Below are 21,387 nucleotides of genomic sequence, written 5' to 3'. Positions count from 1 at the left end.
ACGTAAAAAACAAATAATGACAATGGATTTATCAACAAGCTTGGTAAAAAACAATGGTCAACAATCCAGTCCTTGCATGCGATTAAACTAAAATTTCAAATCGTCTGTAGGATTTAAATCGGGTATAAATTACCAGCAAATAACACCAACAGTATTACTTAGAATTACCAACCCTATGTTGAAACTCTTTTCCCCCTCCCTCTTTCACCTTCTTTTCAAAAACTGGAATGTATTTGAGATTGTTTGGCTTTTTAGTTTTATTTTCATCGGCTGTATCATTACCTTAGTTCAACAGGATACATGGTTTAATTTCGTGGTATTACTCAGCGGAATTCTCTGTGTGGTATTAGCAGCAAAAGGCAATATTCTCAATTATAGTTTTGGTTTATTTAATAGCTGTGCTTATGCATGGATTTGCTATAACAACGGGCTTTATGGCGAAATGGGACTAAATCTCTTATTCTTTGTCCCAACCGCTTTGATCGGCATGCTACTTTGGCAGAAACATACCAAAGAAAAACAATTACAACAGGCCTATACCCTTCGGCAGGCTTATTTGATTTTGATCATCCTGAGCAATATAGGTTGTATTGCGATACTCGGTTATCTGCTTGCCCAAATTCCCACTCAAAATACGCCTTATATAGATGCAACCACCAATATCCTTGCAATCACAGCAACGATTTTAATGCTGCTGCGTTTTAAAGAGCAATGGTGGTTCTATATTACTTTAAATATCTTCAGTATTTTAATGTGGGCGATCCGAACCCTTGATGGTAGTGGTGATGGTGCAATGATGTTATTGATGTGGTCGGCCTTTCTGATCAATGCCATCTATGGCCACTATAACTGGAACAAACTTGCACAAAACTATTCAAACTCATCCTATTGAATTTAAAAACTATGAAAAAAATCGGACTAACACTCGGTAAATATGCACCCTTACATGCAGGTCATATGCATGTATTTGAAACAGCATTACAAGAAGTGGATGAGCTGTATGTATTGATCTATCAAAGTTCAATTACAACTATCCCCTTAAACATTCGCGCCCAATGGATCCGAGATTTATTTCCTCAAATTCATGTAATTGAAGCATGGGATGGGCCTGAGGGATATTCCAATGATCGGGCGTTTGAAATAGAACAAGAAAATTACATCATTCAAAAGCTCAATGGCGTGAAAATTTCGCATTTTTATAGTAGTGAATTTTATGGTGAGCATGTCAGCACTGCACTCAATGCAATTGATCGTAGAGTGGATGAGTCACGTCTACAGGTGCCGATCTCCGCTACAATGATTCGAGCAAATGCCTTTCAAAATCGGAAATTTATCCCCAACTGTGTCTATGCAGATTTGATTAGCAAAGTCGTCTTTGTCGGTGCAATGTCTACAGGCAAGTCGACTCTGGTTGAAGCGCTTGCGAAAAAGTATGCAACAACTTTTGCCCCAGAATATGGGCGTGAATATTGGGAAACTCACCAAGTTGATCGTCGTATCGGTTTTGAAGATTTCAATATTATTGCAGATCGTCATATCGCCTATGAAGATCAGGTCACTTTAGATGCAAACCGTTATTTATTTGTAGATACCAACGCGATAACCACAGCGATGTTTTGTATGGATTATCATGGACGATTACCTGAGCACCTCAAACAACTTGCACTCGAAAATGCACAGCGCTATGACTTATTTTTCTTGTGTGAAGATGATATTGCTTATGACGACACTTGGGATCGTAGCGGCCCCCAAAAAAGAGCTATTTTTCATCAGCAAATTATTGCGGATCTCAAACAACGTCGGATTCCATACATCGCTTTAACAGGAAGTTTAGAACAACGGATTGCCAAGGTTGAACAAGTGCTAAATCAGTTTGATAAATTCAACAATTTTTTTGGATCAGCTTTAAAGCCATGATCAGGAATCGATTATGGCGATTGAGTATATTTGACTCGAAACATATCGCCTAAATCACCATGTGGAAATTTGAATAAAAATTCAGCCATAATCCTGTTTATTTTCAATATAAAAAATGACATTTCGATCATTTTCTGATATTTTCAAACCGCTAAAAAATGACTATTTTTAGAACAAAACGATCAACTTAAAATGATCAACTTAATAAAAAGACAATCTAAAGATTGGAGTAAATCAAATGTTAAAAAAATTATTCATGATGTTATGTCTGTGTTTTCTCTGGCAAGCCCCTGCTCAAGCGAAAGGCCTGTTAGTTTTCAATACAGGCGATGAAATGTTTAAGGTTGGCCCATTTCCACAAGAAGTATTAAGTCAATATGAAGATCTTAAAAGTTTAAATGCAGGATATAAATGTAGTCACTTTGGGATCTTATGGGCAGATGTCAAAACATGGGACTGCACCTTAGTCGGCATGACCGATGCAGAACCAGATACGTTTTATGAATTACCTGATGATGTCATTTCAACCTTAAGTAAAAATCCTGAATACCAAGAAAATAAAATGCAGCGTAATTTTTGGAATCATTATGGAATATTCATCATGATTCTGGGAGTTATCGCCTTGATCATTATCGGCCGTAAGGCAAAAGACTAATTTTCTATCTTGTCCAAATCTAAGCTAAAAAGCGAACTACAGTTCGCTTTTTAGCTGTATAAAAATAATACCTTGATATTCAAACAATAATTATTCAACGATAAAAAAATGATTCTCGTATCAATCTATTGATGTTCAAGGCGCTAAATCAATAATTTTAAATTTAACATTATGAAAAACAACATGACTGGTATTCGACCATAAAATCAGGGAAAATAGCCCCCTTTTGCAATTATCAATCAGCGAACTGTTTTTTCGCCAGATTTAGGTTATTTATGAAGTTTGAAAAATTAGGTCAGTCGGGGCGTGCTCGTCGTGGTCGTTTAACTTTAGAACATGGTGTGATTGAAACACCTGTGTTCATGCCTGTGGGAACTTATGGCACAGTTAAAGGCATGTTGCCACGCGATATCGAAGATATCAAAGCACAAATTATTTTAGGCAATACCTTCCATCTTTATTTACGTCCTGGACTAGATGTTATCCGTGAACATGGCGGTTTGCATGAGTTTATGAAATGGGGCAAACCGATTCTTACTGATTCAGGCGGCTTCCAAGTCTTCAGTCTGGGTGCTATGCGTAAAATCAAGGAAGAAGGGGTTACTTTCCGCTCACCTATCGATGGTTCAAAAGTCTTTTTATCTCCTGAAATTTCAATGGATATTCAACATACATTGAACTCAGATATTGTGATGATTTTTGATGAATGTACGCCATACCCAGCAACCCATGAAGAAGCACAGAAATCGCTTCAACTGTCATTACGTTGGGCGAAGCGTTGTAAAACACAACATCACGATGTTTTAAAAAATAGAAACGCATTGTTTGGAATCATTCAAGGCGGTATGTATGAAGACCTTCGTGAAGAGTCTTTAAACGGTCTTAAAGAAATTGATTTTGATGGCTTTGCGATTGGTGGTTTATCTGTGGGTGAACCCAAAGAAGAAATGATCAAAGTTTTGGATTATCTGCCTGCAAAAATGCCAGAAGATAAACCGCGTTATTTGATGGGTGTGGGTAAACCAGAAGATATCGTTGAAGCAATTCGTCGTGGTGTCGATATGTTCGACTGTGTCATGCCAACTCGAAATGCACGTAATGGTCATTATTTTGTTACCGATGGTCTAGTTCGAATTCGTAACAGCCAATATCGTCATGATCAAAGCCCACTGGATCCACATTGCGACTGTTATACCTGTACCAACTTCACCCGTGCTTATTTATTCCATTTAGAAAAATGTGGTGAAATGCTCGGTTCAATGTTGGGCACGATCCACAATTTACGTTATTACCAACGTTTTACCCAAGATATTCGTGATGCTTTAGATCAGGGAACTTTTGATGAATACGTGACTGATTTCTATCAACGTCGCGGTTTAGAAGTTCCTCCTTGTCCTGCTGACTAATGCCCCAATATAAAGTTGAATTGAAGATTAATTCAACAGTATTTGCGCTGAAACCCAAGACAAGGTAAATTGCTGAACAAGTCAATTTAAAAGCCATGAAAATGGCAGATAATTTTTAACATTAGGAAATTAGAATGAGCTTATTTATTTCTTCTGCTCACGCTGCAGCAGCGCCTGCACAAGGCCCAGGCATGATGGCAAACATATTGATGATTGTAGTATTTGTTGCAATCTTTTATTTTCTCATCTGGCGTCCTCAAGCAAAACGTGCAAAAGAACACCGTACTTTAATCGAAAGCTTAGGTGTTGGCAGTGAAATTGTCTTTGCAGGCGGCTTAATGGGTCGTATCCTAAAAATTGATGGCGACTTTGCAGTGGTTGAATTAAGCAAAGGAAATGAAGTCAAAGTTCAACGTGCAAGTGTTATTTCAGTACTCCCTGAAGGCACATTAAATAACCTTTAATCATAAAACGGTCGTGCACTTAGCACGACTTTTTCATTTTAAGAAGAAAGCGAATGCGTTACCCTGCATGGAAATATATATTGATTCTAGTGGTACTAGTGATCAGTACATTATATGCGCTGCCGAGTTTGTATCCTGACGAACCTGCTGTTCAAATTTCTGGTGCCAAGGCTGGTACCACAATTGATCAGACTGTCATACAAAAAGCAGAGCAAATTTTAAAAAGTGAAAATATTAGCAGTCATGATAATACCTTCACCAACAATGCTGCCCTTCTGCGTTTAAATACGTCTGAAGCACAGTTAAAAGCAAAAGATGTCCTCAGCAAAGGTTTGGGTGAGAACTATACCGTTGCATTAAACCTTGCACCAACCACACCTGAGTGGTTGCAAAAAATTGGCGCTAAGCCAATGAAGCTTGGTTTGGACTTACGTGGTGGTGTTCATTTCTTACTTGAAGTAGATATGGACAAAGCTATTGCACAACGTATGGAAACCTCAGCAACAGACTTACGTCGTGAGTTCCGTGACAATAAGATTAAATTTAATAGTCTTTCATTGAACAACAATACCATTACGATTCAGTTTGCAAATAATGATGACCGTGCAGCGGTAATGGACTTTTTACGTCGTGATGGGAATAAGTTCAATCAACAAGCTTTAGCAACGGATACAGGTTCTACGCTTAAGTTGACTTATAACGATGCGACCAAGCAAGATATTCAATCTTATGCACTTAACCAAAACTTAACGACTTTACGTAACCGTATTAATGAGTTAGGTGTGGCTGAAGCATTGGTACAAAGCCAAGGTAGCAACCGTATTGTGGTTGAATTGCCTGGTGTACAAGATACTGCCGAAGCTAAACGTGTCTTGGGGCGTACTGCAAACCTTGAATTCCGTTTAGTATCTGATTTAAATGATCAATATATTGACCGTTTCACAGGTAAATATAATGGTCAACCTTTACCGCCAGGTACTGAAGTTTTTGCTTACGAATCTTTGGACAGTGGTCGTGAACTATTATTAAATCGCAGCCGTATCCTTACGGGTGAACGTGTACAAAATGCATCAAGTGGTTTTAGCCAAGATAGTGGTGGCGCTGAAGTAAATATTACTTTAGATACTGCTGGTGGTAAGTTGATGTCAGATGCAACCCGTACTGCTGTTGGCAAACGTATGGCGGTTTTGTTTATTGAAAATAAACAAAAAATCACCTCTGTTGCTGATCCAGTTACAGGTGCGATGACAGAAGTTCGCACACCATATACTGAATCTGTGGTAATCAATGCTGCAAATATTCAAGCTGTTTTAGGTTCATCTTTCCGTATTACCGGTTTAGATTCTCCTCAAGAAGCGGCTGAACTTGCATTGATGTTACGTGCTGGTGCTTTAGCTGCACCAATGTACTTTGTAGAAGAACGTGTTGTTGGTCCAAGTTTGGGGCAAGAGAACATCGATAAAGGCGTATTATCAACTCAAGTTGGTTTCCTGCTTGTTGCAATCTGGATGATCGTGTTCTTCCGTCTATTTGGTTTAATTGCGGATGTAGCATTGGTGATTAACTTGGCAATGCTTCTCACCATCATGTCTTGGATCGGGGCTTCACTGACCTTGCCAGGTATTGCCGGTATCGTAATCACCATTGGTATGGCGGTCGATGCCAACGTACTGATCTGTGAGCGAATACGAGAAGAAATGCGCTGGGGGGCCTCGCCCAAACAGGCCATTATTGCCGGTTATGATCGAGCCTATAACACCATTCTCGACTCAAACTTAACCACATTCTTGGTTGCATTTATTCTGTTTGCTATTGGTACAGGTCCGATCAAAGGCTTCGCTGTAACGCTGATGATTGGTATTATTTGCTCAATGTTTACTGCAATTACAGTAACACGTGCAATTGTTCAATTGGTATATGGCAGAAAACGTAACTTGAATAAGTTGAGCATATAGGAGATCGAAGATGACTGATGTGACTCAACCGAAAAAGAAATATGGTCGCCCTGATGATGAGCATGTAATTAATTTCATGAAGATTGCCAAACCAGCGGCAATCATCTCAATCCTTTTGACCATTGCAAGTATCTTCTTTATTGCAACCAAAGGCTTAAATCTTGGTTTAGATTTTACTGGTGGTGTTTCTGCAGAATTGAACTATCAATATGCAGCAAAACCAGCAGACGTGATTTCGAATTTGGATAAAGCCGGCTTTAAAGATGCAGTTGTACAAACATTAGGTTCAAATAAAGACTTAATTGTACGTATGCCAGCGCAAGACCTTAAAGTTGAAGACTTAAGTAATACCATCACCAAAGCGGTTCAACTGCCGAATAACACTGCCGTTGTTCATAAGGTTGACTCTGTCGGTGGTCAAGTCGGTAATGAGCTATATTTACGCTCTGCAGGTGCTGTAGCACTTGCAATGCTACTTATGCTGATCTACGTGACCATTCGCTTTGAGTTTAAACTTGCAGTTGGTGCAGTGCTTTCATTACTGCACGATGTGATCGTAACGATTGGTATTTTTGCAATGATGCAATGGCCATTTGACCTTACTGTTTTAGCGGCTATTCTTGCCTTAATCGGTTTCTCGTTAAACGATAACATTGTTGTATCGGATCGTATCCGTGAAAACTTCCGTAAGATTCGTGGCGCGACACCGTTAGAAATTGTGAATATTGCCTTAACTGAAACCTTAAAACGTACCATTCATACCTCGATGACATTATTGCTGGTTGTACTTGCAATGATGTTCTTGGGTGGTGATGGCTTACACTGGTTCTCAGTTGCCATGTTTATTGGTGTATTTGTGGGTACGTATTCTTCAATCTATATCGGTACTGCATTTGCATTGTGGCGTGGTCTTAACCGTCAAGACTTTATTGTACAAGTTAAACCTGAATTCGAAGATGAAGAGCATATTCCTCATTAAGTTTCAGTTTTAATTAAAAAAGCTCATCTTTGGATGGGCTTTTTTATGCTTAAAATTTAACATCACAACGCAAAGAAGTTGTTCTATTCATAAGACCTTACTCTGCCCCACAATTCAGCATCACGCTATAGTCAACCTATCAAAAAACTCATACACAAGAATATAATTTCTCTTAGTTAATATTTTTTAATTAAATCAATTATATGGAAGAATAATTTTTTTGATTATAAAAAGCTTGCAATGCCACACCTTACATTCAAAGTTTAAATACCTTTGCGCAGGCGATGCCTCACTTTTCAAAGATGAAAAGATGACAAAAATCTTTCGTTTAACAGGGCTCTTGCGCTGCAAACAAAGCAGTGCTTTATTTTTGCTCATATACCCCCGCCCAACGGCGACATCCATGTCGCCCCACGGTAGGATAACCATCTAGGATCCAAAAGCAAAAAAACCAATTGATAACCAATAGTTTCTAAAAGTTTATACAAAAATATATGCTTCATTTCTGATCAATGACTCGATGCAAGTCACGTGTATGAACAATTAGGTAGTTTGGCTATAGGTCAACACAAAATAGCGATACGAGGTAAATTGTGACTACTGAGCATAATATTTTGCAGTTGGGTAATACTTGGTTTTTTCCTTCCATTTTCCATTAATTAAATTACGATCTGTGACTTCAACTTGATCACCTTTTGGTGAGGTTGCATCCTCAATAAACTCTCGAACCAGCAATAAACCTTTTCTAGGTACAACTTGATACTCAGAACGAATATGGTAGCAACAGCCACTTTTATTAAAGGTGATGATACGTTTGCGCTTTTTGTCTAGCTCGAACATACCTAAATTTTCTTGAGTGAGTGCAGACAGTTCCTGACTTAAAACAAGTTTATTCTTGCTTTGATTAAATACGTAAATGTCATACACAGGACCGCCATAAGAACCATAATTGCCGTTTCTAATCGCGAAGTCTTCTGTTCCATCGAAGTTAAAATCATCAAAAATCAAAGGGCTTTGCTCGCCATAAAGCTGTATAACATTAACACTCGGTTTAAACTTTTCGTCCAAATACATAGTCAGTTCATCAGAGTGAAATGCTTGAAATACCGCTTTACTGCCCTTTTTAAATAGCTTTACTTCGGCCTTTGCCCCACATTCATCTTTTTCACATGCAATATCAATTACGGCATCATAGTGTTTCGAGCCATCTTGAATTTCAAAAACTTGTGCATGCGTTATAGATAAGGAAAATACCAAATAGATACCTAAGCTTTTACAGATTATTTTAAATGGTTGATTCATCATTTTTTATTCAGTCAATTTTATCAAAATCATAGCATTAAAATTGCTTAAATAAAAAACCGCCCGAAGGCGGTTAGGCTCCCTCCTTTATCAAAGGAGGGTTGGGGTAGATTTAATCCTATAGCGGCTTAGTGCCCACCACCATTGATTGCTTTTGTCATCTCTTCAACAACTTTCTTGGCATCACCAAAGATCATCATGGTTTTGTCATTGTAGAATAAGTCATTGTCTAAACCTGCATAACCTGTTGCCATAGAGCGCTTGATCACCATAATGGTACGTGCTTTATGTGCTTCAAGAATCGGCATACCATAAATTGGTGAAGTAGGATCATCTTTAGCCGCAGGGTTAACAACGTCATTCGCACCAATCACCAGTACAACATCAGTCGCAGGGAAATCAGAGTTGATCTCATCCATTTCCAAGATGTCTTCATAAGCAACATCAGCTTCAGCCAACAATACGTTCATATGACCAGGCATACGACCCGCAACTGGATGGATTGCAAAACGAACCGTTACACCTTGCTCTTTCAAGATTTCACACAATTCTTTCACTGCATTTTGTGCACGACCTTGCGCCATACCATAACCCGGTACAATCACAACGCTGTCAGCATTTGACATCAAGAAGCCAGCATCATCCGCAGAACCAGAACGGTAATTACGTTGAACTTGCTCACCTTTATCAACCGATGCTACAGCCGTACCACCCATCGCACCACCAAACAATACATTGATGATTGAACGGTTCATTGCTTTACACATGATGTAAGACAGAATCGCACCTGATGAACCCACCAGTGAACCCGCAACAATCAGCATGTTGTTTTCAAGTGTGAAACCAATACCTGCCGCAGCCCAACCAGAGAATGAGTTCAGTAGCGAAACTACCACTGGCATATCACCGCCACCAACTGGTGCAATCCAAACCCAACCAAATGCCAATGCCAGTGCAGTCATTGCCCAGAATGCTTGCATGTTACCTGTGGTAAAGAAGTACACACCACACGCCAGCATAGCCAGAAAAATGATCGCTTGAACGGGTTTAACCCAAGCACCTGAAATGGTTTTTGCCCATTTCTTTGCAGCTAACTTACCATAAGCAAATACAGATGCAGTAAAGGTAATCGCACCAACGAAACAACCGACGAATAATTCAAATAAATGAACTTTACTCATATGCGCATGCTGTACACCAGCAGCCGTTAAAGCAGATTCGTTTTGCGCAAACAAAGCAGTCAGTTGGTTATTATGTAAAATTGCAGCAATCGCAATCAGTACCGCAGCCAAACCTACAAGTGAGTGCATCAATGCTACTGTTTCTGGCATTTGTGTCATTGGAACTGTACGTGCACGCGCAATACCGACAATTGCACCCAACACCATTGCACCACCAATCATCCATACAACAGGATGATCTGCAACAAAGAATGTGGTGATTACCGCAATCGCCATGGCAATCATACCGTAACGGTTACCAGCAATCGCAGTTTTAGGACCTGAAAGACCACGTAACGTTAAGATAAAAAGGACAGCACCGACAAGGTAGAACCAATCTGCATATTCTCGAATGATTTCCATAGATTAGCCCTCTTTTTTCTTTTGTTTTGGCTTAAACATTTCAAGCATACGTGCAGTCACTGCGAAGCCACCAAAAATGTTAATACTTGCCAAGAACACTGCAATTGCACCAAGTACACTAACAACATTCACGGACTGGAATTGTACACTTGCGTCTACAACACCAGGAATTCCAACAGTTTGTATCATCGCACCTACAACGATAATTGAGGACAATGCATTGGTTACAGCCATTAATGGCGTATGCAATGCAGGGGTTACACCCCAAACCACGTAGTAACCAACAAAGATGGCTAAGACGAAAATAGTAATAGTTTCAACCATGATGACTCTCCTTAACCACGCTTCAGCAGTACTTGACCGCCATGAGTTACTAGAAGTGCTTTTTGAATTTCGTCTTGTTGATTGATGGCAAAGTTTTTCTCTTGATCAAACAAAGTTTCTACGAAATTGAAAACATTACGTGCATACAGTGCCGAAGCTTCTGTCGATACTGTAGAAGGAATATTTGGAATACCTAAAATCGTCACGCCATTGTCAGTGACAACATTTTCACCATTCTTAGAACCTTCAACGTTGCCGCCTGATTCAACTGCCATATCTAGGATGATTGAACCTGGTTTCATTTTGGCAACAGTTTCAGCTTTGATTAAGCGAGGCGCATCACGACCTGGCAACAACGCAGTAGTAATCACGATGTCTGCATTTGACACGGCTTTATCTACGATGATGGCTTGGTCTTGAATATATTGCTCGCCTGGCATCCAGCCATAACCATTTTTAGCGGCATCGGCAGCTTTTTGTTTTTCTTCATCAGACATCGGTACATCTAACCACTTACCACCAAGCGATTCGACTTGGTCACGTGCAGTTGGACGTAAATCTGTTGCTTCAACAACTGCGCCTAAGCGTTTTGCAGTTGCAATGGCTTGAAGACCTGCGACACCCACACCCATAATCACGATACGAGCGGGTTTCACAGTACCTGCAGCGGTCATCAGCATTGGGAACATACGTTGATATTCCGCAGCGGCCAATAACACCGACTTATAACCTGCTAGGTTGGCTTGAGAAGACAACACATCCATATTTTGCGCACGAGACAGTGTTCGTGGCAAAAGCTCTAACGCAAATGCAGACACTTGTTGTGACGCAAATTGGTCAAGTTCAGTATTACGGTATGGGTCAAACATAGCTACCACAGCTGTTCCTGCGGCAAGCTTTTGAATTTCCTCACCTTGTGGTGCACGGACTTTCAAAATAATTTGACTACCTGTATAGGCATCATCTGTAATTTTAGCGCCGACTTGTTCATAAGCACTGTCAATATAAGCCGCTTTTTTACCAGCGCCTCGTTCAATGACAATACTATGACCAGCACTAATCAACTTTTTTACTGTCTCTGGCGTAGCGGCTACGCGGTTTTCACCGACGACAGATTCTTTTGGGATTCCAATCTGCATGAGCGTTCCTCAAGCTAATTTTTCTTCAAGTAAACATCGTAAATAACCCGATGTTTCCCCCAGATGCGTTGTTATGAATTTTTGGATTCTAATTGAACTTTTTTAAAATACCACCCAATATTTATTTAATAAATACCCATATTTTGAACTGATGATTCATAAATATAATTGTGCGACATACCCTATATTCAATTTATTGTATTTTTCTCGTATTATCCTGCTCAGTTTTTTTGACATATCCTGTCTCCAATTTTTAAAAATGATGTTTTTTTAAGCTTATTTGGATATTTTAAGCTGCTTACCCTACCCTACTGATTGGCATTTACAGCAGTATGATTCACTTTTAAGCATTCCAGCTTGTTGTTTAAATACTCCATAAAACAATAGATTTAGCACAAAAACTAACATCCCTATTGACCTTTCTGACAAATTACATGTTTTTTTTATCAGCTTATATTGGCCTTTTCTATCATTTTTTCCGTCAAAAATGTAAGTCGGTTTTTATTACATTTTTTAATTTCATTAATAAAAAAAAGTACTTGGAATAACCATTAGAATTACTCTAGAACTGAGTCTAAAGCAATTACAAAAAATTTTAGTTTTTTTTTATTTGCCATTTTGTCAGTTAATAATACTCGAACAGCTTGAACCAACCATTACGATGTTGCACCTTTTTTGTGCAAAAAACAGCATATTGAATTTGAGCAGTTTATAAACAAGGATTTCAAGGTTGATTTTTATACAATTTTTATTTCAATCTATTTAAATGCTACTTAAATCCACACAAAAAGAAGTAAGCAAGTGTGTTTTATATTCCTTTTATTGCGCCAATTCATTCTTTTTTTGTATTTCCACTGATTGAAAACAACATTTATACTGCTTGTTCAAATTTACATGTCGTATAGCGACATCGTCAATGCAGTCAAATTCATGAAACTTTCTTTATCCAGTACCCAACTCGGTTCGATTTTCGCACTTGGTGCGGCTTTCTTATTTAGTACCAAAGCTATTTTTATTAAACAGGCTTACGCATTATCACCATTGGTTGACAGCACCGTGCTTATGGCATTGCGAATGGCAAGTGCCCTGCCTTTTTTCCTTTTACTGTGTTGGTTCAATCGCCATCATAATAAAAATATGACAGGAAAAGACTGGGCCTTATTGGTTGCTGCTGGTTTGATGGGCTATTACCTTTCAAGTTGGCTCGACTTCGCTGGTCTGATGTATATCAGTGCTTCGTTAGAACGTATTATTTTATTTCTCTATCCAACACTGACAGTGATTGCCACAAGCTTTATTTATAAGCAAAAACTCAACTTTAGAACCATACTAGCGATTGCATTAAGCTATGGTGGTACAGTGATTGTGATGCTGCAAGAGCAAAGCACAGTACCGCATGAAGGAAATTTCTGGCTAGGCGTGAGTTTAGTCTTTGCCAGTGCGGTCTGTTTTGCGACGTACTTACTCATGACCCCACGTTTAATTCAAAAATTTGGTTCATGGAATTACACTGGTTTGGCATTAAGCATTGCATGTTTTGGTACGCTAACCCATTTTATCATTGCAACACCCCAGCCAATTCAACTGCTTACTCAACTTCCGATACAAGTCATTTGGTATGGTATCGCCTTAGGCTTATTGGTGACGGTTTTACCGACGATTTTGGTCGCGCAAAGTATTTCTCGTTTAGGTGCTGCTCAAGCAGCCATGATTGGTTCGATAGGCCCGATCCTAACCATTATTTTGGCTGTGGCATTGCTCGGTGAGCATATGAATGCGATACAATGGTTTGGTTGTTTACTGAATATCATCGGTGTCATGATGATTACTTTGTCTAAAAAGAAACTTGCACACTAAATTGTGCAGAAACTTGGAAGGAATATGCATTTTAAAATTGTATCGCCGAGTGCCTGTGTAGATGTTGAAAATATCCAGTTGGCACAGTCGCATTTGGAACAGTTAGGTCATACAGTCAGTTTGGGTGAACATGTATTTTCACAACATCGCTATTTGGCAGGTACAGTTGAACAACGTATTCAAGATTTAAAACAGGCATGTATAGATCCAGACATTGATGCAATTTGGTGTGGTCGTGGTGGTACTGGCGCTGCAATGTTATTGCCATTTTTAGATGAGTGGATTTTAAATAAACCCATTATTGGCTATTCAGATACAACCGTGTTATTAAACTATATTGCGATGCATCATGGGCAATCTTTACATGCGCCTGTATTTCAGGAAATTGCCGTTAAAAATTTAGACAATAGTCCTCTGTCGTATGATGCTTTGAAAACCATCAGCCTGTTATCCGCGGATATAAACCAACACGGTCATTATCCCTTATCCAGCGCAAATGGTTTTGCTCAAGATCAGCACATTGAAGAAGTTAAAATCTTAGGCGGAAATCTTACTGTACTGTGTACTTTACAAGGCACACCTTCTGCCTTAAAACTGAATCAGCCGAGTGTTTTACTGATTGAAGATGTAGGCGAACCCTATTATCGAATTGAACGTTCATTGACTCAGCTCCTACAAAGTATTGATACTTCAAACTTAAAGGCTTTGGTCTTGGGTGATTTTTATCAATGCCCACAAAAAAATGTCCCGCAAAGTATTGTTGAGATTGTGAAAGAACATCTCGATCCACTGCACATCCCACTTTACCAATGTGACTGGTTTGGTCATGGTGAAGTCAACCGTCCATTTTGGTTAGGGAAAACGGGCAAGATTGTAGATTCACAACTCATTATTTAACGGCTAGGTTATTTAATGACTGGGTTATTTTAGTACAGGGCTATTTCAGCTCATTGAATATAAAAATAGCCAATACCTTGCTTAAGATAGACCTATGCGGAATCCTAGTCAGTGCTTACTGGGATTTCCTAAGAGTATCAAAGCAAAGATAAACAACCTATATACTTTTAATCCTGAGCAATACTTCACTTGCATCGTGCTTCTTCTGATCACTTTTCTATATGACGGTTTTCTTGTTTAACAGCCCCTTGATTATTCATTCATAAATACGATCATTTGCTTCGGTTTTTTCTTGATATTTTCACTTGACCTTAAGTTAACTTGAGCTTTGATACTAACGGAAATTTCCAGTCAATCAAAAGAGTCATCCATGAATTCCAGATCAGAATCCGCGCAGATCAAATCGTTCCAAATGATTAACCCAAATACACTTTATAATCCAACAGCATTTGCGTATAGTCATGTGGCTGAAGTACGCCATTATTTGCGTATTTTGCATATATCTGGACAAGGTGGTGAAAACCAACAAGGACAATTATCCCAAGATTTTGCACAACAAGTTCATCAAGCTTTTGTCAATCTGCAACATGCCCTACAAGCGGCTGATGCATCATTATTGGATATTGCTGTTTTAAGAGTGCTTGTGGTCGATCACAGTACCAAAAAACATCAGTTTTTAATTCAGGAAATGCAACAACTTTGGAAAGATCAACCTTTCCCTGCGTGTACACTGATTCCTGTCCCGTGTCTTGCTTTACAAGGAATGCTCATTGAAATTGAAGCAACTGCCTATTGTATGTAACTCCAAGAACTAGGATATTTTTATGAATGCTCAACTCGATATTAGCCAAAATAAAGCATTACTTTGGCTGATGGCGATTGCCTGCGGTTTATGCGCAGGAGCAAACTATTATAGTCAGCCGCTGATTCACTCGATTCAACTCTATTTCAACATGCCAGAATCACAAGTGGCACTTACAGTGACCTTTGCCCAAGTATCTTATGCGCTTGGTCTTTTATTCATTGTGCCCATGGGTGACATTGTCAATAAAATCAAATTTATTCCTTGGTTAATGTTTTGTGCTGCGATTGGTTTATTGATGTGTGCTTTTGCTGTCAATTTACCCATGCTTTGGGTTGGCACAATTATTACAGGTCTATTTTCAGTTGCGGCTCAGGTTTTAATCCCTCTTGCAACGATGGCAGTGAAACCTGAAAAAACAGGTGAAGTTGTTGGCTTTTTAATGAGTGGGCTTTTAGTCGGGTTATTGCTTTCCACCAGCCTTGCAGGTTTGTTGTCTAACCTGTTTAACTGGAAACTGATTTACTTTGTCAGTGCGGTATTGATGTTAATACTTGCTTATTTATTGAAAAAACGTCTGCCGCATGTACCTGTGTTTAAAATGAGTTATGGCAAAATTTTCTACTCGATGGGTGTGCTATTAAAAGAAGAACGTCGTTTAGTCTATCGTGCAATTATTGGTGGCTTTGCATTTGCAGCCATGAGTATTTTATTTTCAACGATTGCTGTTTTACTGACTTCTGAACCGTTTAAATTACCTGATGTTTTGGTTGGTGTTGCAACGATCATTGGAGTATTTGGTGCTTTAGCCACTGCAAAAATTGGTAAAATTGCAGACCGTGGACATACCAGTATCCTGACATGGATTGGGGTAGCGTTGATGATCGTCAGTTGGGCGCTGCTTTATTTCGGTGGAAAGTACCTCACCAGTTATATTTTAGGGTATGGCCTGATTAGCTTTGGACTCGCTGTGGTTCATACCAGCAATCAAAATATCATTTTCCGTTTACGCCCAGATGCGAAATCTCGGATTAACTCTATCTATATGACAGCCTATTTCACAGGTGGTGCATGTGGTTCTGCTTTAGGGGTTTATGCATGGCATCATGGAGGTTGGACCATGACTTGTCTTGTCGGTGTATGTTTGGTTATGGGTTCTGCACTATTTTCTCTGCTAGATCGTCTATATCTCAATAGAGCACAGACCATTTAAAGCATTCTAAAATCAAAATCCTTCAAAATCCTTCAAAATTTGAGGGATTTTGATTTTTCAAGAGACTGATTATTTTAATAAAAATACGGATACCCAAATCATTCTATTTGAATAATATTCACTGTAACTATTGTGTGAAAAAACCGGTCATAATATATTCACATCAATAGTCTGCGATAAAATTCCAAAAAAATGCGATGTACACAATTTCAATTTAAATGAATATGCGGGTTACTATCTTAAAGCTATATGAATAAACAGTTGAGGAGCAGTAATTATACGGAAGATAAATCTCAGAGCTTTAAAGAAATTCGTACAGGACAATCTATGTTTTTGGAAAAAACATTCAAATATCCATGATTATTCAAGTTTAAAATTGATACACTTTGGTCAAAATGATATCCCTGTTTGTCTTTGCTAAAGCGTGATTGACGATACTCAAGCAAGGTTTTACTCAGCTCACACAACAGCCAACACTCATCCTGATAAATCAATCAAGAGTTTATCCCTTATGAAAAAAATACGATTAGCATGCTTACCGATTAGTTTTTTATGTAGTTTTTCAAGCTTGGTCTTCGCTGCACCAATAGGAAATGAAAACTTATTAAGCCAAGCTTTTATAAACTGTGACAACAGTGCCCAAGGTATTATTGAACAGGCAACTTGTCTAAAAGATGAGGCTGAACGTCAAGATGTACGATTGAATAGTACCTATAAAAAATTACAATCACATTTGAATGCTACCCAGAAAACAAAACTGGTTGCATCACAACGCATTTGGCTACAATCACGTCAAAGTGATGCTGAACTTGAAACAACGCTGTATGGTCAATCACAGCCAGACAACTTGCAAACTGAACTTAATGATATACAGCGTATCGCAGGCCGTACTGCACAATTGCAACGCTACCTGAATTTACTTCAATAATGCGAATCAAAGCATAAAGATATTCAAGAACACATACCGAGATCGAGATAAAACTAAAGGTCAAATATATGAAAAAATTTAAAACTACTACATTGTTGTTCATCTCTCTTCTTCCTTTTGCAGCTTTTGCCGATGATGAAATGCCTCGTCCCCTTCCAGATGATTCTTATATTCATGCCAAATTAAGCAGCAGTTATGGCCAATGTATCAAGCAAAGTGGTGCAGTAACATTTGAAATGCAAAGCTGTATGGACCAAGAATATGCTCAACATAAGAACCGCGTTCAACAGGCCTTTGCCAAAATCATCAGTCGTCCAGACAGTGTGAAAAAAGACCGGCAGATGGATGAGATTGCAGCATGGTGGGAAAACACCGACAAGTATTGTAATTGGGATCCGAAAACCGAAGGACAGGGACAAATGTTAGATGCACAGTCTTGCCGTCTGAACCGTATTGCTAATCTTGCGGATAAAATCAGCCACTATTGAGTCTTAAAAATTAAAACTTAGCATCCCATCGTATTCAATAAAGTACTATTGATTGGCATATTGTGATCCGTGAAACTGGGCTTATCTATCCCCGACGGTTGTATACTCATCCTCATATACTCACTTGGACTTTCTGAGAGTCTGTCAATCTTGTTGAGTAAGTAATTGATGCCCGAATGTAGCTAAAAAGTATTTTTATAAATTATTGTCATTCACAATCAATACAATAGCGTATCTGCTATTTTGAGGTTGTACTTTTGGATAAATTTGCCTTCTTAAAGAATATTCAGGAATGGTCTGATCAGTATCCATGGCTAGAGATGCTAACATCATTATCAATTCTAATTTTTTTCGCCTTTGTCGCAAATTATATTGCAAAACAAGTCGTTGTTCGTGGGATACGTAAACTTATTTCAAAAATGAAGTTTGCACACAGTGAAATTTTTTCCCAGCATAGTGTTATCCGCAGAGTGGCGAATATTGTTCCTGCCATTGTTATTTTAAATGGTATTACCACAGTTCCACATTTGTCCTTAAAAGCGGTTGGCCTGATACAAATGGCTGCACAGGCTTTTATCTTCCTGACCATTGCACTGGCCATCAGCGAACTTTTAAATGTCTTTAATCTGCTTTATCAACGTAATCCAAAATCACTGAATAAGCCCATCAAAGGCTATCTTCAACTGATCAAGCTGATTCTGTTTATCGTTTGTGGTCTGCTGATCTTGGGTACCTTCTTAAAGAAAGATGTTTTTACCCTGCTTGCTGGTTTTGGTGCGATGGCAGCGGTATTGTTACTGGTTTTTCAAAATACGATTCTGTCTTTGGTGGCATCGGTACAAATCTCTTCCTACGACATGGTTCGTATCGGTGACTGGATTGAAATGCCAACATTAAACGCAGATGGTGATGTTATTGATATGTCCTTACATACCATTACTGTACAGAATTTTGATAAAACCTTTACCACAATTCCCACCAATAAGTTGGTCACTGACACCTTTAAAAACTGGCGTGGGATGAAATTGTTGGGGGCGAGACGCATCAAGCGCTCAATCTTTATTGATCAAACCAGCATTCATTTTATTACCCATGAAGAACAACAGAAATTAAAAGCGTTCCTGTTACTGGATCAATATCTGGATAACAAACAATCTGAACTGGACAGCTTTAATCAGCAGTTTGAAGATCAGTCAATCTATAACCAGCGCCGCCTGACCAATATTGGAACATTTCGGGCTTATGTCGAGTTCTACCTAAAGCAACACGCTGGTATTGCTAAAAACCAATCCCTGATTATCCGTCAGTTACAACCGACAAGTGAGGGATTACCACTGGAAATCTATGCATTTGCCAATACAACGGTATGGAATGATTATGAAGCAATCCAGTCTGATATATTTGACCATCTGATGGCAATTATTCCTGAATTTGGGCTAAAGATTTATCAAGCGCCTTCTGGTTCAGATTTACGTTCATTGTCAAAACACGCTGAAAGTAGCTCGGAACTTCTGTCCTGAGTTGTTCATTTACATCAAAAAAGCCCATGCGATAACCATGGGCTTGCTTGCAATGAAAAAAGAAGGTTCATAGCGTCCTCCATAATCAATTCAAAGCATAAACTGACGGCTAAAACCTTTACTAAATATCTTGAACATAATTCTATATTTATTTCACCGCTATCTAATTATAAAAGATCTATCGGTTCTATTTCAGCGAGATAGTCACTATCCAAAATTTTTAACGTTTTATTTTTAAACTGAATGATGTTTAAGTCTGATAAATCTTTTAAAATCCGATTTAGCTGTCTGGTCGAAATTCCTAACATAGCAGCAATAGAATCACGTTTTTCCAAGTGAATCATACTCCCCTCCATTTCCGCCCTAATTGCTAAATATTTACGTACTTTTATAAATGCTGGAAGCGTTGCATTTGTTAGCAGTTGAGTTGAAGCATATAATTTTTGACTGAGATGAGAGCAGATAAAACGTAGAAAAGCTGGATCGTTAAACGCATATTGCTCAATTTTGCTTAAGGATATCTCGAGAATATCCGCTTTTGAAATCGCAGTCACTGTACTTACTGTACCTATATCACTATCTAAAAAAAGCTCTAAATCACCAATCACGGAAAAAGCCCTTTCAATAGAGAATACGGCACAACTCCCATCTTTTTGGTAATGTTCTACTTGTAATTTTCCATTCACAAGTAAATAGAGGCTACTTAGCGAGCTTCCTTGTGCAAGCAGAAACTCACCTGCTTCTATTTGTTTTAATAAGAAATTTTCTAACAATATTGGACAAAAATAACGCGATAAAGAAAACTTATCGATATAATTCTGTATTAATTCATCATTACTACTAGTCCTCATCTTTTACGACTCTTCATTCAAAACTATCTATATTTACAAAGTCTTTATCAATATTTGAAACCTATACTAGGCCTAGATAATAGGTAATAAACAGTGACATAGACCCAAGTTATCTTCTTGAGATAAGGTATTTTACGATCAATATAAAAAAAGGTCATCTGTCCTTTTTTTAATTTATCTTGAAGCATAAGCTGTAGACCACTCCAATAGCCAAGGTTGTGTCACGATGTGCCCCTTACTGATCCATATACAATGCTTCGGATAATGAATTTACAATGCAGCGATCAACGCATATGCCTGAATTGAAGATGTTAGCAAAAAGTCATCTGGACATAATGTTATTGATTGCTTCTATTTAATACATAAGCCTGTAGCTGCTCTCGTAGTAACCAAAATCAAAACAGATTACTTTAAAAAGCATTTATTAAGCTTATTAAAAGTAAAAATCTATAATTTTGATAGGAATAAGAAACCGAAATGAATACTGACATTATTAAAGGTCGTCTACTCTTTTTGAAAGAGGCTGAAAACCTGAAAAATATAATGCGTTCCTCTCATACCTCTAAAGGCAGAATTGAAAGTACAGCCGAGCATACCTGGAGGCTTGCCCTGTTAGCTCTTGTATTTGAAGATGAATTAAAATATCTAGACTTTTCAAGGGTTTTAAAGATGTGTCTTGTTCATGATTTAGGCGAGACAATCAATGGTGATGTTCCAGCGACTGAAAAGAAAAACCATCCAGATAAAGACGTTCAAGAACGTAACGATCTATTATTACTTACTCAATCCCTAGATGCTCCCCTAAGAAACACCATACTTGGATTATGGGAAGAATATGAAGCTGGTCTAACGCAAGAAGCTGTTGCAGTAAAGGCTTTGGATAAGCTAGAAACAATTTTACAGCATAATCAAGGAATTAATCCTGATGACTTTGATTATGAGTTTAATCTTAGCTATGGTGAAAAATATACAGATAAACATCCATTATTTAAAAGTATCCGTGCCCTCATGGATACAGAAACAATGCAAAAAATTAATAACAGTAAATAGAGATAAAAAGCCCATGCTCTAACCATGGGCTTGGTTGCTATAAAACAGATTTTTAAC

The 21,387-nt window shown here is 38.4% G+C and carries 20 protein-coding genes; 15 read left to right on the top strand and 5 right to left on the bottom strand.

What is annotated here, in order from left to right:
- Positions 1-175 precede the first annotated feature (175 nt).
- The 7 genes from pnuC (at position 176) to secF (ending at position 7,376) form a co-directional block, all read left to right on the top strand.
- Positions 176-892, top strand: a complete 717-nt coding sequence (gene pnuC / locus GJV03_RS18425; protein WP_154130781.1) for a nicotinamide riboside transporter PnuC — start codon at positions 176-178, stop codon at positions 890-892.
- An 11-nt stretch (positions 893-903) separates the two neighbouring features.
- Positions 904-1,917: an AAA family ATPase gene (locus tag GJV03_RS18420; protein ID WP_105713339.1), complete on the top strand. Its 1,014-nt coding sequence runs from the start codon at positions 904-906 to the stop codon at positions 1,915-1,917.
- 238 nt (positions 1,918-2,155) lie between these two features.
- Positions 2,156-2,572, top strand: coding sequence for a hypothetical protein (locus tag GJV03_RS18415; RefSeq protein WP_056514982.1), 417 nt, complete (start codon positions 2,156-2,158; stop codon positions 2,570-2,572).
- Positions 2,573-2,847: 275 nt separating this feature from the next.
- Positions 2,848-3,978: a tRNA guanosine(34) transglycosylase Tgt gene (gene tgt / locus GJV03_RS18410; protein WP_004723155.1), complete on the top strand. Its 1,131-nt coding sequence runs from the start codon at positions 2,848-2,850 to the stop codon at positions 3,976-3,978.
- Between the two features lie 134 nt (positions 3,979-4,112).
- Complete coding sequence (yajC, locus tag GJV03_RS18405) at positions 4,113-4,442, top strand: preprotein translocase subunit YajC (RefSeq protein WP_004723156.1); 330 nt, start codon at positions 4,113-4,115, stop codon at positions 4,440-4,442.
- Between the two features lie 53 nt (positions 4,443-4,495).
- Entirely contained in the window at positions 4,496-6,397 is a 1,902-nt protein-coding gene (secD, locus tag GJV03_RS18400; protein ID WP_154130780.1) for a protein translocase subunit SecD, read from the top strand.
- A 10-nt stretch (positions 6,398-6,407) separates the two neighbouring features.
- A complete protein-coding gene (gene secF, locus GJV03_RS18395; RefSeq protein WP_004723159.1) occupies positions 6,408-7,376 on the top strand; it encodes a protein translocase subunit SecF in 969 nt (322 codons plus the stop codon).
- A 597-nt stretch (positions 7,377-7,973) separates the two neighbouring features.
- Here secF and GJV03_RS18390 read toward each other — a convergent pair.
- From GJV03_RS18390 to GJV03_RS18375, 4 genes are all read right to left on the bottom strand, one after another.
- Complete coding sequence (locus GJV03_RS18390) at positions 7,974-8,681, bottom strand: hypothetical protein (RefSeq protein WP_154130779.1); 708 nt, start codon at positions 8,679-8,681, stop codon at positions 7,974-7,976.
- A 125-nt stretch (positions 8,682-8,806) separates the two neighbouring features.
- A complete protein-coding gene (locus GJV03_RS18385; RefSeq protein ID WP_004819021.1) occupies positions 8,807-10,261 on the bottom strand; it encodes an NAD(P)(+) transhydrogenase (Re/Si-specific) subunit beta in 1,455 nt (484 codons plus the stop codon).
- 3 nt (positions 10,262-10,264) lie between these two features.
- Positions 10,265-10,585 carry a proton-translocating transhydrogenase family protein gene (locus GJV03_RS18380; RefSeq protein ID WP_004723166.1) on the bottom strand — a complete coding sequence of 107 codons (321 nt, stop codon included), beginning with the start codon at positions 10,583-10,585 and terminating at the stop codon, positions 10,265-10,267.
- 11 nt (positions 10,586-10,596) lie between these two features.
- A complete protein-coding gene (locus tag GJV03_RS18375) occupies positions 10,597-11,724 on the bottom strand; it encodes a Re/Si-specific NAD(P)(+) transhydrogenase subunit alpha (protein ID WP_004723168.1) in 1,128 nt (375 codons plus the stop codon).
- 930 nt (positions 11,725-12,654) lie between these two features.
- On the opposite strand from GJV03_RS18375, the gene GJV03_RS18370 reads away from it, so the two are divergent.
- The 7 genes from GJV03_RS18370 (at position 12,655) to GJV03_RS18340 (ending at position 19,429) form a co-directional block, all read left to right on the top strand.
- Positions 12,655-13,581: a DMT family transporter gene (locus tag GJV03_RS18370; protein WP_016539572.1), complete on the top strand. Its 927-nt coding sequence runs from the start codon at positions 12,655-12,657 to the stop codon at positions 13,579-13,581.
- Positions 13,582-13,605: 24 nt separating this feature from the next.
- The gene (locus GJV03_RS18365) at positions 13,606-14,478 is read left to right on the top strand and encodes an LD-carboxypeptidase (RefSeq protein ID WP_154130778.1); all 873 of its coding nucleotides are present in this window, start codon (positions 13,606-13,608) and stop codon (positions 14,476-14,478) included.
- A 370-nt stretch (positions 14,479-14,848) separates the two neighbouring features.
- Positions 14,849-15,280 (top strand): RidA family protein, encoded by a 432-nt coding sequence (locus GJV03_RS18360; RefSeq protein ID WP_004723174.1) that lies wholly within the window; start codon positions 14,849-14,851, stop codon positions 15,278-15,280.
- 22 nt (positions 15,281-15,302) lie between these two features.
- Complete coding sequence (locus tag GJV03_RS18355; RefSeq protein WP_004723176.1) at positions 15,303-16,493, top strand: MFS transporter; 1,191 nt, start codon at positions 15,303-15,305, stop codon at positions 16,491-16,493.
- A 511-nt stretch (positions 16,494-17,004) separates the two neighbouring features.
- Positions 17,005-17,421: a lysozyme inhibitor LprI family protein gene (locus GJV03_RS18350; RefSeq protein WP_105713345.1), complete on the top strand. Its 417-nt coding sequence runs from the start codon at positions 17,005-17,007 to the stop codon at positions 17,419-17,421.
- Positions 17,422-17,513: 92 nt separating this feature from the next.
- Positions 17,514-17,909, top strand: a complete 396-nt coding sequence (locus tag GJV03_RS18345; protein ID WP_252720740.1) for a hypothetical protein — start codon at positions 17,514-17,516, stop codon at positions 17,907-17,909.
- Positions 17,910-18,166: 257 nt separating this feature from the next.
- Positions 18,167-19,429 carry a mechanosensitive ion channel domain-containing protein gene (locus GJV03_RS18340; RefSeq protein WP_004723179.1) on the top strand — a complete coding sequence of 421 codons (1,263 nt, stop codon included), beginning with the start codon at positions 18,167-18,169 and terminating at the stop codon, positions 19,427-19,429.
- 167 nt (positions 19,430-19,596) lie between these two features.
- Here the strand turns inward: GJV03_RS18340 and GJV03_RS18335 are convergent, their stop codons facing one another.
- Positions 19,597-20,280, bottom strand: coding sequence for a Crp/Fnr family transcriptional regulator (locus GJV03_RS18335; RefSeq protein ID WP_154130777.1), 684 nt, complete (start codon positions 20,278-20,280; stop codon positions 19,597-19,599).
- A gap of 477 nt (positions 20,281-20,757) precedes the next feature.
- Between GJV03_RS18335 and GJV03_RS18330 the strand changes: the two genes are divergently transcribed.
- On the top strand, positions 20,758-21,330 hold the full coding sequence (locus tag GJV03_RS18330; protein WP_154130776.1) for an HD domain-containing protein: 573 nt from the start codon (positions 20,758-20,760) through the stop codon (positions 21,328-21,330).
- Positions 21,331-21,387 lie beyond the last annotated feature (57 nt).

It is taken from the genome of Acinetobacter sp. RIT698, assembly GCF_009668065.1.
GTDB classification, from domain to species: Bacteria; Pseudomonadota; Gammaproteobacteria; order Pseudomonadales; family Moraxellaceae; genus Acinetobacter; species Acinetobacter guillouiae.
The sequence above is the reverse complement of the archived record's forward strand: the minus strand, read 5'-3'. Positions and strand labels throughout refer to the sequence as shown.